Origin of the sequence: Vibrio sp. 10N.222.55.C7 (assembly GCF_041473335.1) — a bacterium.
GTDB lineage: Bacteria > Pseudomonadota > Gammaproteobacteria > Enterobacterales > Vibrionaceae > Vibrio > Vibrio crassostreae_C.
In genome coordinates this window covers 374,345-390,462 of sequence record NZ_JBFRSC010000021.1, presented here as the reverse complement: position 1 = coordinate 390,462, position 16,118 = coordinate 374,345, and the positions used below count along the sequence as shown (strand labels likewise).

Annotated in this window: 15 protein-coding genes; 7 read left to right on the top strand and 8 right to left on the bottom strand. The window is 43.2% G+C overall.

Translation table 11 applies throughout. The features are described 5' to 3' along the window. Positions 1-495: 495 nt before the first annotated feature. Both AB4482_RS09000 and AB4482_RS08995 read left to right on the top strand, forming a co-directional pair. Positions 496-2,070 carry an ABC-F family ATP-binding cassette domain-containing protein gene (locus AB4482_RS09000; RefSeq protein ID WP_372180802.1) on the top strand — a complete coding sequence of 525 codons (1,575 nt, stop codon included), beginning with the start codon at positions 496-498 and terminating at the stop codon, positions 2,068-2,070. A gap of 114 nt (positions 2,071-2,184) precedes the next feature. After that, positions 2,185-3,423 (top strand): leucine-rich repeat-containing protein kinase family protein, encoded by a 1,239-nt coding sequence (locus tag AB4482_RS08995; RefSeq protein WP_372180801.1) that lies wholly within the window; start codon positions 2,185-2,187, stop codon positions 3,421-3,423. A 104-nt stretch (positions 3,424-3,527) separates the two neighbouring features. Here the strand turns inward: AB4482_RS08995 and AB4482_RS08990 are convergent, their stop codons facing one another. The 7 genes from AB4482_RS08990 to AB4482_RS08960 form a co-directional block, all read right to left on the bottom strand. Then, positions 3,528-3,965: a hypothetical protein gene (locus tag AB4482_RS08990; protein WP_048663542.1), complete on the bottom strand. Its 438-nt coding sequence runs from the start codon at positions 3,963-3,965 to the stop codon at positions 3,528-3,530. A gap of 40 nt (positions 3,966-4,005) precedes the next feature. Continuing rightward, on the bottom strand, positions 4,006-4,323 hold the full coding sequence (gene yqfB, locus AB4482_RS08985; RefSeq protein ID WP_102480633.1) for a N(4)-acetylcytidine aminohydrolase: 318 nt from the start codon (positions 4,321-4,323) through the stop codon (positions 4,006-4,008). A gap of 183 nt (positions 4,324-4,506) precedes the next feature. Next, the gene (gene rplT / locus AB4482_RS08980; protein WP_004733517.1) at positions 4,507-4,860 is read right to left on the bottom strand and encodes a 50S ribosomal protein L20; all 354 of its coding nucleotides are present in this window, start codon (positions 4,858-4,860) and stop codon (positions 4,507-4,509) included. A 42-nt stretch (positions 4,861-4,902) separates the two neighbouring features. Further along, entirely contained in the window at positions 4,903-5,097 is a 195-nt protein-coding gene (gene rpmI, locus AB4482_RS08975; RefSeq protein WP_004738430.1) for a 50S ribosomal protein L35, read from the bottom strand. 104 nt (positions 5,098-5,201) lie between these two features. Continuing rightward, positions 5,202-5,753 carry a translation initiation factor IF-3 gene (gene infC, locus AB4482_RS08970; protein WP_076654893.1) on the bottom strand — a complete coding sequence of 184 codons (552 nt, stop codon included), beginning with the start codon at positions 5,751-5,753 and terminating at the stop codon, positions 5,202-5,204. 2 nt (positions 5,754-5,755) lie between these two features. Continuing rightward, complete coding sequence (gene thrS, locus AB4482_RS08965) at positions 5,756-7,684, bottom strand: threonine--tRNA ligase (protein WP_048659527.1); 1,929 nt, start codon at positions 7,682-7,684, stop codon at positions 5,756-5,758. 497 nt (positions 7,685-8,181) lie between these two features. Further along, positions 8,182-9,837: a GMC family oxidoreductase gene (locus AB4482_RS08960; protein ID WP_372133515.1), complete on the bottom strand. Its 1,656-nt coding sequence runs from the start codon at positions 9,835-9,837 to the stop codon at positions 8,182-8,184. A 199-nt stretch (positions 9,838-10,036) separates the two neighbouring features. Between AB4482_RS08960 and AB4482_RS08955 the strand changes: the two genes are divergently transcribed. The 5 genes from AB4482_RS08955 (at position 10,037) to AB4482_RS08935 (ending at position 15,221) form a co-directional block, all read left to right on the top strand. Beyond that, a complete protein-coding gene (locus AB4482_RS08955; protein ID WP_372133511.1) occupies positions 10,037-11,266 on the top strand; it encodes a TRAP transporter substrate-binding protein in 1,230 nt (409 codons plus the stop codon). Between the two features lie 40 nt (positions 11,267-11,306). After that, positions 11,307-11,876: a TRAP transporter small permease gene (locus AB4482_RS08950; RefSeq protein WP_017059783.1), complete on the top strand. Its 570-nt coding sequence runs from the start codon at positions 11,307-11,309 to the stop codon at positions 11,874-11,876. Continuing rightward, positions 11,873-13,156, top strand: coding sequence for a TRAP transporter large permease (locus AB4482_RS08945; RefSeq protein WP_372133508.1), 1,284 nt, complete (start codon positions 11,873-11,875; stop codon positions 13,154-13,156). The genes AB4482_RS08950 and AB4482_RS08945 overlap by 4 nt, the downstream gene beginning before the upstream one ends. A 73-nt stretch (positions 13,157-13,229) precedes the next feature. Continuing rightward, a complete protein-coding gene (locus AB4482_RS08940) occupies positions 13,230-14,027 on the top strand; it encodes an IclR family transcriptional regulator (RefSeq protein WP_017059781.1) in 798 nt (265 codons plus the stop codon). A 270-nt stretch (positions 14,028-14,297) separates the two neighbouring features. Further along, the gene (locus tag AB4482_RS08935; RefSeq protein WP_372180800.1) at positions 14,298-15,221 is read left to right on the top strand and encodes a DUF3187 family protein; all 924 of its coding nucleotides are present in this window, start codon (positions 14,298-14,300) and stop codon (positions 15,219-15,221) included. 118 nt (positions 15,222-15,339) lie between these two features. Here AB4482_RS08935 and AB4482_RS08930 read toward each other — a convergent pair whose 3' ends face one another. Beyond that, on the bottom strand, positions 15,340-16,083 hold the full coding sequence (locus tag AB4482_RS08930; RefSeq protein ID WP_372073746.1) for a sporulation protein: 744 nt from the start codon (positions 16,081-16,083) through the stop codon (positions 15,340-15,342). Positions 16,084-16,118 lie beyond the last annotated feature (35 nt).

The following is a 16,118-nucleotide window of genomic DNA, read 5'->3' as shown; positions in this document are numbered from 1 at the left end:
TCTAAGCTCTAAGCTCTAAACCCAAAGATATAAGTTCTAGACTCAACTGATTTCCAATAATGATCACTAAAGCGCCACAAAGGCGCTTTAATTATTTGAACACAATTTAATCACCTCAACATATTGACTCAGAGTACTTTCTTTCAGTACCATCCCACCATCATTTCAAAAGAGAATAACGCCATAATGAAGTACTAACATCCTGACATCCGATTTATTTTTATAAAAATCATTTGGACACTCGGGGTTAGTGGGCGTTACTTCATCATCTATTTTCGCGACAAATCAAGCTCTTAAAGATCCGTTTTTTGACAAACAAACATCTTTAAGATCAGTACCTCAAAGACAGGAACCATCTCAATACCGCTTTCTCTCTTTCATTGGTAATCTATCTAAGTAACGCCTTTGGCGATCTGTTGTTAGCATCCAGCAGGAGCTTGCACAGAAAAGCGCCTCACCCCTTTTACTCGTTTACACGTAAAGGGAGGTATTTCTATGCCGACTATATTAGCCAATAATCTCTCATTCCAACTCGATACTGGTGAGTGGTTATTCAAAAACATCACCTTTAATTTGAGCACTCGCCTCACAGGCCTAGTCGGAAGAAATGGGGCTGGAAAGTCATTGTTACTTTCGTTGCTCGTTGGACAAAAACAGCCCACAACGGGCAGTGTTTCGCGCCAAGGTTCAATCGGCTTTTACTCTCAGTTACCATCAACGCTACTGGATACCAACATCACCATCGCTGACTTCTTAGGACTCACCGAAAAGTTAGAAGCGTTAAGCGCCATAGAACAAGGTAGCTGTGAACTGCAGCACTTCAATATCGTTGGCGATGATTGGGATTTGGAGGCGCGTACCCAGCAGTTGCTAGGTACATTAAAGATCACTCGTGATTTGAACACACTTTGTTGCTCTTTGAGTGGTGGGCAACTCGCCCTGTTACAGCTTCATCAGCTATTCGTATCAAATAACGACATACTGATCCTCGATGAGCCTTCGAACCATTTGGATAACGACGGACGCAATTGGCTACTAGAACAATGCCAGTTGTTTGAAGGTAAGGTACTTGTCGTCAGCCATGATCGAAGCTTATTGAGACAAATGGAAGGTATCTACCATCTCAACAGTTTGGGGTTACGTTTCTATAAAGGAAACTACGATGACTACTTCAAACAAATGTCGAATCAGGCCGATGCACTAGATAAACAGATTGCACATCACCAATCCGAAAAGAAACGACTGGAGCGCCAAGCTCAAGCTAATAAGGAAAAAGCACAGCAACGTGAGTCTCAAGGTAATCGACTCAGAAAGTCCGGTAGCCAACCCAAGATATTATTGGATGCGATGAAAGATAAAGCAGGACGAACGCAAGGAGCATCAGCCACTAGTCAAAAGAACTTAAAGGACCAAAACCAACATAAGCTTCAATCTCTTAAAGAACAAAAGGAACAACTAAAACCACAGGCCTTGTATCTACAACAGAGTAATAACAGTAAAAAGAGCTCTTTGTTAACCGTTGAAAACTGCCGCCTTATTTACGGCTCTTGTGCGCCAATCAGTTTCTCTTTATCACAAGGGGAACGGTGTTATCTAACCGGTGCTAACGGGTGTGGAAAGTCGACACTGTTAAAAGCGATTCACGGTCAACACGCCAATTATAAAGGCTCGATTAAGCGCTTAGGGGCGACCGTCTATTTGGATCAACACTTTGGCCTGTTAGACACCAACGATACGATGTTCGATAGTTTAATAACGCATAGCTTTGTATTAACAGAGAGCGACGCGCGAACACTGCTAGCGGGAATTGGATTCAGGCGTGACTCGGTATATCGAAAAGTCGATCACCTCAGTGGTGGAGAGAAAATGAAACTGGCGATGTTGATCGTCAGCCATAAACAGGATTCGCCATTACTGCTGCTCGATGAACCAGACAATCACCTAGACATCGACTCAAAGCAAATATTGGCGTCGGCTTTACGTGACTATCAAGGTGCGTTCATCCTAGTCAGTCATGATACCGATTTTGTTGAGGAGGTTGGCGTAAGCCAAAATCACATACAACTTTAAGCTTCGTAAATTCATTCGCTAAGCTTAGTTAAACGAGCATCGTTCCGGTGCTCGCCTTTCTCACTTGAGACAAGTACACTACGCGCCTCGAACATCTATTCATAAGGCTAAGGTTTGCATACTCTAGAACAATTAAAATCAGGGCAACTAAAAGGTATTAAGCGCTTAAAACTGTCAGAAGGTCTCACCGAGTTTCCATTAGAGATCTTAGAGCTCTCCGATTCGCTAGAGATTCTGGATCTTTCAGGGAATCAGTTATCGGAGCTTCCACAAGAGTTAACACAGCTAACTAATCTACGTATTATCTTTGCGTCGAATAACCTATTTACGCACCTTCCTGATGTTCTTGGGTCACTTCCTAAGCTTGAAATGATCGGTTTCAAGACCAACCAAATCAAAACAGTGAGTGAAGAGTCCCTACCCGCTCAATTGCGCTGGTTAATTCTGACAGATAATGCCATCGAAGTTCTGCCTAACTCACTGGGTGAAAGACCAAGACTGCAAAAGCTAGCACTCGCAGGCAACCAGCTTCGCGCTTTACCTGAGAGTATGGAAGACCTATCCAACCTCGAACTGGTCCGCTTGTCTGCAAACCAACTGACTGAATTCCCTGAGTTCCTTATTAAGCTACCAAAACTTGCTTGGTTAGCCTTTGCGGGCAATCCATTTTGCAAACACCCGAGCAGCTTAGATAGCGTGCCTGCAGTAAGCTCGCAATGCTACTCATTGAATCAAGTGCTTGGTCAAGGTGCATCAGGCGTGATATCTCATGCTAATTGGTTAAACAGTGATTTTGATTTCCCTCAGGAAGTGGCGGTTAAAGTATTCAAAGGCGAAGTGACAAGCGACGGTTACCCACATGATGAACTAGAAGCGTGTCTTCAAGCTGGTCACCATAGCAACTTAGTGAAGCCTATCGCGCAAGTGGACGAACAAGATTACCTTGCGTTGGTGATGGAGCTTATCCCAAGCTGCCATTACAACCTAGGCTTGCCACCGACACTCGATACTTGCACGCGTGATACTTTCCCAGAAGGTTTCGAACTTCCAATCGCGCAAATCGACAACATCGTTACTCAAATGATTGATGTATTTAATCACCTGCATGACAACAAGGTTTGCCACGGTGACTTGTATGCGCACAACACCTTGGTTAATGAACAAGGTCAAATGATCTTTGGTGATTTTGGCGCGGCGACTATCTACGGTTACCTGACTGAAGAGCAGCAACAGGGTATTCGACGCATCGAAGCTCGCGCTCTCAAGTGTTTTATTGAAGACCTATTGACAGTTTGCTCTACTGACGACGTAGATTCAGAACTGTACAAGGAACTTGAAAACTATCACGCATAAGGGCTGCCAAGCCTAAGTAGCCAATCAAGGTTCGATCGAAATGAAAAAAGCTAACGTTTGACGTTAGCTTTTTTGCTTTTGGAGCTTGATGAGTCAAATCCGAGTTAACTAGCTTCCACCTGAACAAGCTTAAGGTAGGAGTGAAGCTCTTGGTTTTTATATTCCACCGCCGAGTGGATATTCAAGTCTTTACACGCAACCGCATCAAACTGGTAACGATTGTCACCTTTACTGATTTCAACTTGCAGCAACCCGCTTTTCAACAGCCAATGACCTTGAGTTTCAAACCGATCAAACAAGCGGTATTCCGTTAGACTGCCATCCGAATGAAAGTGAACCTCAGTAATATACCCTGCTGGGCAACTTTTTACCCAAGTACGCCCTAAGACATCTTCTTCAACAAAGTTTCTTTTGCTCTCGCACCACTTTAAATAATCGGCACTCTCGCTCAGTTCACTATCAAGGTCATTCTTAGACAGTAACGTTTGGTCTTGCTGTTCACGACAGTAAAGCTGAAGTAGTGTCTGCTGGTTATTACTCATAAACCGCCATCCCTAGCTAGTCAATCTAATCCAATCTGGCTTAAGCTACCAACTCATAAGAGACAACATACAGCTGAGAAATACCTGGGTAGATGTCTTGAATCACATCTTTCAGAACTTGCAGCGACATGTTCTCTTGCTGAGCATGGAACTCACCTAAGTCATCAAACAGGATTGGTTCAACGCTAATGATCTTAAGATTACAGAATACACGTCCCTGCTCTAGCGTGGATACTTCTACAACACTGCCCGGCTGGTAATCGCGCTCAGATTCATCGCGAATAGTAATGGTCTTTTTGCCTGAAAGGATATCGGTTTCAAAACGTTCGAAGAACGTCATAGTAGTAGGTGCGGTCATTTATCTCGGTCGCTTAACATTTAAAGGTTAGGTAAATGTTTATATACCAGAATGCTTGTTCAAGCGAATAAAAAATTAGATGCGAGATGCGAGATGCGAGAAAATATGGCAAAGCTAAATTACAGGCAATAAAAAAGGAGAACCGAAGTTCTCCTTTTCTTAAACCTTTAAGCTAACTCTAAATTATAGAGATGCTTTCGCTTTTTCAACTAGAACAGCAAATGCTGCTTTGTCGAATACTGCGATGTCAGCAAGAATCTTACGGTCGATCTCGATAGATGCTTTCTTAAGGCCATTGATGAAACGGCTGTAAGATAGACCATTTTGACGAGATGCCGCGTTGATACGTGCAATCCAAAGTTGACGGAATTGACGTTTCTTGTTGCGACGGTCACGGTAAGCGTATTGACCAGCTTTGGTAACTGCTTGGAAAGCTACGCGGTAAACACGTGAACGTGCTCCGTAGTAACCTTTAGCTTGTTTTAGAACTTTCTTATGACGTGCACGAGCTTGTACACCACGTTTTACGCGAGGCATTATGCTTCTCCTAAACTAAACGAATTTATAAACTAAAAAGAATTAAGCGTATGGCATCATACGTAGAACTTGAGCAACTTCACATTTAGGAAGGATCGAGTTCGGACGTAGCTGACGCTTGTTCTTAGTAGTACGCTTAGTCAGGATGTGACGTTTACCAGCGTGCTTAAACTTAATACCACCAGCAGTTTTCTGGAAACGCTTAGCAGCACCTTTGTTGGTTTTCATCTTAGGCATGATGAATAACTCCGCATTGTTGAGTTGTTAATAACATAGTAATTAGGGCGAATAAAACCCCGCAACCTGAGGCTGCAGGGTTCAATTACTTGCAAAGCCGTTAATTACTTCTTTTTAGGGGCCAACACCATGATCATCTGGCGACCTTCAATTCTCGTTGGGAAAGATTCGACTACTGCAAATTCTTCAGTATCCGCTTTCAAACGATTAAGAACGTCAACACCGATTTCTTGGTGAGCCATTTCGCGGCCACGGAAGCGAATTGTTACCTTCACTTTGTTGCCGTCTTCTAGGAAACCAGTCAGGTTGCGTAGTTTTACCTGATAGTCTCCAATATCAGTTCCAGGTCGGAATTTAATTTCCTTGATCTGAACCTGCTTTTGCTTCTTCTTCTGCTCTTTCGCAGCTTTGCTCTTCTCGAAGAGGAACTTACCGTAGTCCATCACACGACAAACTGGCGGCTCGGCGTTAGGGCTGATCTCTACAAGATCCATACCAGCTTCATTTGCAGCTTCCATCGCTTCAGCGATTGATACTACACCAACAGCTTCGCCGTCTGCGCCAGTTAGACGCACTTCACGAACGCCACGAATGTCACCGTTTAAACGGTGCTGGTTTTGTTTGGCCGGTTGTTGGCCACGTCTTCCGCCTTTAATAGCTATTCCTCCAGATTGAGCTTACGGCTTGAAACCTCGGCTTGGATGTATGAAATAAAGTCATCCACTTTAAATTTGCCAAGGTCCTTACCTTTACGTGTACGTACTGCAATTTCGCCGGCTTCCATTTCTTGGTCACCACACACAAGCATGAACGGTACACGTTTCAAAGTATGTTCGCGGATTTTAAAGCCAATCTTCTCATTTCTCAAGTCTGCTTTGACTCTAAATCCACTTTTTTGCAGTTTTTTCGTAATTTCTTGTACATATTCAGACTGTTTGTCTGTAATGCCCATGACAACTGCTTGTTCTGGCGCCAACCACGTTGGGAAGAAGCCAGCGTATTCTTCAATAAGAATACCGATGAAGCGTTCTAGTGAACCTAAAATCGCGCGGTGGATCATAACTGGCGTGTGACGCTCGTTATCTTCACCTACGTAAGTAGCACCTAAACGTTCTGGTAATGCAAAATCGAGCTGCACTGTACCACATTGCCAAGCGCGGTCCAAACAATCATGCAAAGTAAATTCAATCTTAGGTCCGTAGAACGCACCCTCGCCTTCTTGAATCTCGTATGCAATCTCTAATGCTTCTAGCGCTTGCTTAAGGTCAGCCTCTGCACGGTCCCACATTTCGTCTGAACCTACACGCTGTTCTGGACGAGTCGATAGCTTAACAACAATGTTTTCGAAACCGAAAGTTGTATAAGTATCGTAAACCATATCAATACAAGCTTTAACTTCTTGTTGAACTTGGTCTTCAGTACAGAATACGTGAGCATCATCTTGAGTGAAGCCACGAACACGCATAATGCCGTGAAGTGCGCCAGACGGCTCGTTACGGTGACATGAGCCAAACTCAGCCATACGTAGCGGTAGATCACGGTAAGATTTCAAACCTTGGTTGAAGATTTGAACGTGGCCAGGACAGTTCATTGGCTTGATAGCGTATTCACGGTTCTCAGAAGAAGTTGTGAACATTGCTTCAGCGTACTTATCCCAGTGACCAGAGCGTTCCCAAAGAACACGGTCCATCATTAATGGGCCTTTAACTTCTTGGTAATCGTACTCAGTCAGTTTTTGACGAATAAATACTTCTAGCTCACGGAAGATAGTCCAACCGTTATGGTGCCAGAACACCATGCCTGGTGCTTCTTGCTGCATGTGGAATAGGTCAAGCGCTTTACCGATTTTACGGTGGTCACGTTTAGCCGCTTCTTCTAGGCGCACAAGGTGAGCTTTAAGCGCCTTCTTGTCGTGGAATGCAGTGCCGTAGATACGTTGAAGCATCTTGTTGTCACTGTTACCACGCCAGTAAGCACCCGCTACGTTAAGTAGAGTAAAGTGCTGACAGAAGCTCATGTTAGGCACGTGTGGACCACGACACATATCGATGTATTCTTCGTGATGGTACAGGCCTGGACGATCGTCTTTAGAAACGTTCTCGTCCAAGATTTCAATCTTGTAAGTCTCGCCGCGAGCTTCGAATGCGTCGCGCGCTTCCTGCCAGCTAACTTTCTTCTTAACAACCTGGTACTTGGTCTTCGCTAACTCTTTCATGCGCTTTTCAATCTTTTCTAGATCTTCTTGCGTTAGAGAGTGCTCAAGGTCGATATCGTAGTAGAAACCGTTATCGATAGTAGGACCGATCGCCATTTTCGCTTCTGGAAAAAGCTGCTTAACCGCGTGGCCTAAAAGGTGAGCACAAGAGTGACGAACGATCTCAAGGCCATCAACTTCATCTTTAGCTGTGATGATTTCTAGGCTTGCATCGTTTTCGATAAGATCACAAGCATCAACACGCTCGCCGTCTACACGACCAGCAATGGTTGCTTTCGCAAGACCAGGACCGATTGATAGGGCAACATCTAGAGTTGATACAGGGTTGTCAAATTGACGCTGACTACCGTCAGGAAGAGTAATAATTGGCATTATTTGTCCTTTACAGTGGTGTTGCACACCAAGCAACACATGAAAATGTTTAATATATGTCTTTCAATCAACGAGTACGCTGATTGGGGATATATGCATAATAAATATACCCACATAGAAGCAAATACAGATGCCCTATTTGTAGGTATCCGAGCATTGTAACGAAATAATATAAAATGACAATGATGCGCTGTGGGTATGGCGCCGAAGCCGCCCCTCTCCCCTGCAGTCAAATTCAGGCAATTCGCACGCCTATCGTGTTATAGACGCAATAAGTCTTCTTGCATAGGATTGATGAAGCGAAACAAAAGAGGTAAATGTAGGGTATTGATATTCTGAGCCTCAACCATTCTTTTTACTCTGAACAAAAATATAGACTCATAAGAGTAATTTTTGGGAGTATTTTCGTCAGTGGTTTGGCAAATGACTTATTGGCAGGGAACACTATTTGGGGCTGTAATACATCTAACCTAGAGATTAAATTTAGCCCCGATGCATTAAATCGCTTCTTCGCACAATTTTGCTGACTTTGATTTAGACAGACTAGTTTCTTTTTTTATCATAGCTGCACATTTTTCACCGATCATAATAGACGGTGCATTAGTATTTCCCGACACAATAATAGGCATGATAGATGCATCCGCTACTCTTAAGCTTTTTAGCCCATGAACTTTTAGCTCATTATCAACGACTGCCATTGCATCATTGCCCATCTTACAAGTACCAACGGGGTGATAGATGGATTGACTGTATTTTGTCGCAGCTTCCAACAATTGTTCATCCGTTTGATACTTTGAACCTGGTACAAACTCTTCAGAAATAACCGAAGATAAAGGACTCGCATCGGTGATTTCTCTCGCTACCTTTATCGCGTTTATTGCAACAGCTTTATCTTTAGGGTGCGAGAGATAGTTAGGTTGGATACTAGGGTGCACGGAGTAGTCTTTGCTGGTGATCTTCACACGACCTCGACTTTCAGGACGCAATTGACAAACCGAAGTAGTAAAGGCCGAAAATGGGTGCACTCCTTCTCCAGGTTTGTCCGCACTGAGTGGCTGCATATGAAACTGTATGTCAGGCCTTGTTAAGTCAGAGGAAGACTGAGTGAAAATACATACCTGACTAGCAGCCAACGTTAAAGGACCTTTGCGAAACAGAGCATATTTAACTCCCACTGTCAGTTTATGCAAAGGTGTTCTCAACTCATCGTTCAGTGTTGTACAACTAGTTTTGTAGACCAGACGAATTTGTAAATGGTCTTGAAGGTTTTCTCCAACTCCAGGTAAATGATGAACGCAATCAACACCTACTGCTTCTAACTCCGCTCTGTTGCCAACTCCAGACAACTGTAATATTTGCGGTGAGCCAATTGCACCAGCACTGACAATAATCTCTTTAGCTGCCGAAACATACATTGCTTTTCCATTGCAAAAAAATTCAACACCTTTTGCTGTCTTATCGACAATATCAAGCTTGGAGGTATGTGCATGAGTCAATATTGTTAAATTATGGCGCTTTCGAGCCGACGTTAAAAAAGCTTTTGCACTGCTGCACCTCAACCCATTAAATGCTGTCTGCTGAAAATAGCCTACTCCTTCTTGGTTCTCACCATTAAAATCATCATTCCAAGGAATACCTACCTCTTGAGCTGCCTCCACAAATCGTTCGGCAATATCCCGTTTCAGTCTAAGATCTGACACTTTCAACGGCCCATCCACGCCATGGTACTTATCTTTTCCTCGGCTTTGACATTCAGACATTTTAAAATAGGGAAGCACGTCGTCATAACTCCACCCCTCATTACCAAGTGACGCCCAGTCGTTATAATCTTCTTTTTGCCCACGTATATATAGCAACCCGTTCAAGGAGCTGCTCCCACCAAGTACTTTGCCTCTAGGCCATTGTAATTGTCGATTATCAATACCTTCATCACGATCGGTTAGATAACACCAATCAGTTGACGGGTTGTGCATGGTTTTAAAATAACCAACCGGGATATGAATCCAAGGATTCCAATCTCGACCACCAGCCTCAAGTAATAACACTGAAACATCTTGATCCTCACTTAAACGACTAGCAATTGCGCACCCAGCCGACCCCGCCCCTACAACAACATAATCAAAGACACCCACATCCTTATGTAACCTTCCCATAACAAAATCTCCTTTGTATTTTCATAAATCGAGACACAGCGTCCCAAAAAACATAAACCAATAACAATAATTAGTAAATATCGAGAGAATATGAATTGTTTTTTGTTGACTTATCGCACACTAATAACAACCCAATTTGGACATTTAACATTTTTTAAACAAGTGTAATTGGGCTATTTACATGAATCAGGATGGGTACATGAGAACTTCAAAAGACAAACCATATAGCCGACGCGACTTTTTTAATGTTGCAAAGCGTGCCGGGCTTACATCAGCTTTATTCGCTGTAGGGACATTAGGGACAGGGGCTACCTTAAGTAGCCTGGCAAATGCGTCGGAAAGCGTATCTCGAACTCGAGAAAAGAAAAAACCAATCGTAGTCTTAAAGTTTGGAGCCTCTGGCTTTAATGAACAAAACTTAGATATCCAAAAGTCGGGACAATTATTTTTCGCTAGAGATCTTGAAGAAAGAACAAATGGTGAAATACAAGTTGAATTCTTTGGCTCCAATCAACTATGTGGGCAATTGGATTGTATAAGAAAAACTCAGCAAGGAATCGTTGACATATATTCCGCATCTACACAAAACTCCGCTGCTGGTGCGCCATACATGAATGTTCTTGATTTTGCATACATGTTCCCTACGCGAGCTTCGCAATTTCATTTTTTTTATGACAAACGAAGCGAATCATTGTTTCGTGAACCATTACGTAAACGCCACAACATTCAATTCCTATTCACGCACTGTGACTTACGTGGACTCATGTTAGGCAACAAATGGAAAGACAAACCCTTGGTTACGTCGCTAGCCGATATTCAAGGCACCAAAAACCGAGTAACAGGAACCCAGTTAGGGCGTATCGCCATGGAGCAACTCAATCTCAACCCTGTACCAGTTGCCTGGGCTGAAACAATTGATGGGCTCCGACAAGGACTACTTGATGGTGCGGAAACTTGGATGAGCGCAGCGGCATATTCAGGAATGACATCAGTAATATCTCAAGCGATCGATTTACGCATGTTCTCTGGCAACGAGAGTACAGCTATGAATTACGACGTTTTTGAAAAGTTAAGCGATAAACATAAAGAAGCGGTCATGGAATCTGCATATTGTGCACAAATTTTTACTCACGGAATGAATGAAGGTGGGTTGTACGAAATTATTGGTGCACAAACTCACCCTAACGAGAATACGCAATTCCGACAAAATAATATCCGCTTTGCTGCACTTTCAGATGAAGAGAGATTTAAGGCTGAACAAATATGCTCACCGGAATATAACCCAGAACCATGGCAAAAATGGCGTAATCGTTTAAATGCTTGGGCAGGCGATATTGATATCTATAAAGAAATTCACGGGATTGCTAGAGAACTCCCTAAAGACGCAGCGGTAGTCAACGTCAAACCACAACGTTGGTGGTTAGGTTAATACTCTGACAACCCATTAAATAAAACTAAGGCATGACATCATGAATGAAATCATCAGCACTGCCGTCCACCCGGCAACCTCAGTCAAAAAGTGTTTGTATTGGCTAGATAACAACATAGAAAAATATCTCATTGTGAGCAGCTACTCTATAATGACTGTCATTATCTTCGTTGAAATAATCAGACGTTTTTTCTTTAGTATTCAGGCTCCGTGGAGCACTAGTATCCCTGTACTACTATTTTTATGGCTTACCTGGGTCGGCGCAGCTGTCAATGTCAAAAACCGTACTCACTTATCGCTCACCGAAATTAGATTACGCCTCCCTTATCAAGCGCAATTTGTATGCCTCATATTAGATGCCGTTCTCTGGCTAGTTTTTGCGGGCGTCGTTCTTTATTTTGCAACGGATCAGGTAAGGATCGCTTACGACAATTTTGCAATTGTTCAAGGAACTGACGATGTCATGCAGTGGTGGTTTTATATGGCAACACCAGTAGGCTGGACATTAATAATCTATCGAGTGATACAGAACTTCTTCCAAGATTGTAAACGGTACATAAATAATGAGCCATTGATAATCCAGACATCATTAGCGGAGAAAGAAGCATGAGTGAAGGTGATTTGATTAGCATTATTAGTGTCATCGTTTTGGTTCTATTTCTAGCAGGCATCCCTATATTTTTAATCATTGGGCTATGGGTTGTTGGGGTTAGTATCGTCATTGACTTTACCCTCGCTAACATCGGTGTAACGCTATTTGAGGGGTTAAACTTTTTCGGCTTACTAGCATTACCTCTTTTCATTCTAACCGGCGATCTAATTAATGCTGCAGGCATTGCAAAACGACTCTCTGATTTTACGTACTCTATTTTGGGTTCCATTCGTGGTGGTATGGGTATGGCTGCGATTGGAGCTTGTGGGATGTTCGCAGCCATTTCCGGGTCTAATGCTGGGACAACAGCCACAATTGGCTCAATAATGGCTCCAGAAATGAAAAAGAATGGTTACGACGAAAGATTTTCTGCAGCCACAGCAGCATCAGGAGGAACTGTTGGAATTATTATTCCGCCGAGCGTGATATTCATTGTGTATGGCTTCATGATGAACCTTTCCATAACGGATCTGTTTATTGCAGGAATGCTGCCAGGTAGCCTCATGGTATTAGCGATGATGTTCGCATGCCATCTAGTTGCTCGAAAACAAGGATGGGGAACAGTTATTCCTTTTGTCGCAAAGACCAGTTTCAAATATGCAAGACGCGCTTACCTCGGCTTCATTACTATTGGTGTAGTCGTCTACGGCATTTACTCTGGAGCATTCTCACCAACAGAGGCCGCTGCATTCACCGTTGGGTTCACAATTATCGCAGGCTGTATTCTGACCAAAGACTTACATTTCAAAAACATTCCTTCTGTGATGCTCAAATCAGGGCAGATTACAGGGATGCTAGCACCATTAATCGCGATTTCTGTCGTCATGCAACAATTACTTTCCATGATGGGAGTCGGTGAAATAATTGGTAACGCACTTAATGGATTCGGAAGCTATTACGCAGTCTTATTTATGTGTATGGGGATTATACTTTTAGCCGGGATGCTCTTAGAAAGCTTACCGGTTACCATTATTTTAGCTCCAATTCTCGCACCTATTGCCACAGGCATTGGCGTCGATCCGATTCATTTTTCAGTTATCTTCTTAGTCGGAGCTGCAATTGGTTTTGTCACACCACCGTTCGGCTTAAATTTATATGTCGCAAGTAGCGTAACCGGGATCCCTTATGGTAAGTTAGTTCGGTTTGTCATTCCTTACTTCACAGCGCTATTTATCTCGTGGGTTTTGATTGCTTTATTACCGAGCATTTCATTATTCTTGGTTCAATTTGGCGGCTAAAGTAGATTAACCGAATTTGCAAGCAATGACCCATTGCTTGCAAATTTATCAGAAAAAACAAAGGAGAAGCAGCATGAGCAATAACGAATCGTCAAGTAATTCAGCACTGTCACGTGCATTTAAGATTACTGAGTTCATCGCTAGTGAGACACGCCCCGTTACAGCGGTTGATATTGCTTTGTTCCTAAACCTTCCTAAGGCCAGCGTACACCGGATACTCAGTCAACTTGAAGAGGAGGATATTATTGCGAGAGATCTCCAAGGTCGCTTCTTGTCTATCGGTTCTCGATTTAAAAAAATGTCTCTAGACGTCCTGTCACATTTTGATGGGCGCGCACCTCGCCAGATGGTTTTAAAAGAATTAACAGACGAAATACAGGAAACCTGTAACTTATCCGTATTAGATGGATATGAATTGTTGTATTTTGAGCGTGTTGAGGCTAATTGGCCTATGATGGTCAACTTAAAATTAGGCTCGAGGTTACCTCTGCACTGTACTGCTAGTGGCAAGCTATTTTTGGCCTTAATGCCAAGAAATAAACGAAAGCAGATACTTTCGACCCTAACACTAGAACCACAAACAAAACATTCGATTACCAACGTCGACGACCTAAACAGAGAGCTCGACGAGATTGGGATTCGTGGTATTAGCATCGACAATGAAGAGCTCATTGAAGGTATGGTTGCCATTGCAGTCCCAGTTTGTGATCAAGACGGAAATATGATTGCAGGCATGGCAATACACGCACCTACATTGAGGTTGAGTGTTAGTGACTTACTCACTAAAGCCGGTAGGTTGAAGCTTGCAGCAAAAAAACTAGAAAGCCTAATGACATTTCAATCCCAGATTACCGATGAGGCGGTAGAGTAACGTGACACGAATAGATGTATCCCAATAGGCCTAAATACCGAGTTCACAAACGAGCACAAGTTAAAATAACAAAGTAACAGGTAGTATTACTTCAATGACTCTTCATTAATCTACAGTGCCTTTGAGCACCGTGGTCTTCATCTCTCTACTTTTAAAACTCACCTTTCGAACTAAGCTATATAGAAGCAACGGAATGCAGATGAGGTACATATGGAGAAACGGGCTACTTGTATATCGCTCATACGACCTTTACCGCTAGTAATAGCCGCCATGTTTTCTGCGCCAAACGCATGGGCCAACAAAGATTACGGCCCCTTAATCAGTTATACCCAAGCACCACTGCAGTCGGTTCGCCTCACCCCGTCGCTCCGTTCAGGCTTCCCTCTTGAAGAGAATAAGGTTGAAGTATTTACAGCCTTAACTGCTGCGAGTATCTGGGCTAACTCCCACGGCTATCACTTAGACTATTATCAAAACCAACTTCAAACAGGCCTGCGATGGCAATTGACTACAGCGTGGCAAGTAGAGCTCAATTACCGCTGGTTATACGCCGCCAATAATCATCTCGACAAAATCACCATTAACTTTCACGACCTATTTAGCATCGACCAAGCAGGTCGAGATCAGAAAGAGAGACACCAATTCGACATCTATGCACCAGACCATGGCGTCAATAATCGAGACTTCTCCGGCGACACATTGACTAGCGCTTTCACGCTCTACACCCAATATCAGATCATAGATATAGAAAACCATGGCTTATCTTTTGGCGTCTCCCTTTATCATAACAAAGTCAGCCACGGTGCATTTAAGGGAAACAGCACCGAACAAAGCGCTCAACTCAATTATGCATACCAACTCGACATCAATACCTCCTATACAAGCTTAGGATTAGCGAATCAGTCCAGTAGAGAAGTGGAGAATAGCTTTTCACATAAAAAAACGACATGGTCATGGATGGGAGGATATCAACTCACGCTATTTGAAAATCATGAGTTACACCTAGAGTATCGTTGGTATGAAGGCGCAGAAGACGGTGAAACTGAGTTTTCAGAAGCCGCGAATGAAATGATGTTTGGCTATCGCTATCTCATGCAACGCTCGGCAATTGAGATATCCATAATCGAGAACATTTTCAATATGGACAACTCCACCGATGTTGCTTTTCAATTGGCCTATCGGCACCAGTGGTAAACCCATTTCAGGACGGGGCAGATAGTAGAATCAAAAAAGCCGAATGGTTAAGTTCGGCTTGAAAAGTTGTATTGTCTCTATTAATTAATAGACAGAGCGACTGCTAACAGAGAGGGAACTACGCACTCATGATTCTTGATACAGCGTTGCGAATGTCTGAGTCGGCCGCATTAGCAGGTAAGCTGAATGAGATGTATTGGTCGCCGCGGAAGCTCATTGAGCGGTCGATTTCTGCTAGGCAGTGAACCATTGAACCTTCAACGATGAATGACAGCTCGATCTCTTTATTATTCATGAAGCCGCCGCTGCGAAACTCAATCTCTTGGTAACAGCCCGAACGAGAAGCAAAGCTGTTGCCTTTTAAGAAGCCCTTCTCTACGTCTGCTTTCACCATTGCCATACCTGATGCTTCCACGCCTCGGATGATTTTAGCCACTGTTGGCAATGGGTGTACGGAGATAAAGTCACGGTCTTTAGGGTCAATCGCGAAGCCTATATCTAGGTTGGTTTCAACCCACACATGGCATTGGTTCATTTGTGCGTTCAACGCGGTGACTGGCGTTTCATCATTTAACTTAAGTCGGAATGGAACCAGTTTGGTTTCGCCCGGTTGGATAACGAAAGGCTCTACGGCTTGAATACGACCCAGTGAAAAGGTTTCGTAGCTGGTGCTATCTTCCGTTTCTACTTTTACTTCTGTGTTGAGAACCAAGTTGATCAGGTCGATTTGTTGCTCAACGTCACCACCAACAATGTGAACATTGCCAGACAACTCTCCACCTTGGAAAACTTCAATATTATCTAAGACAGTATCAACCTTTGCTGCACCGATGCCCAACGAGGCCTTTAATTTCTTAAACATATTATTTCCCTTTCTAATTATCTGATTTACGAATA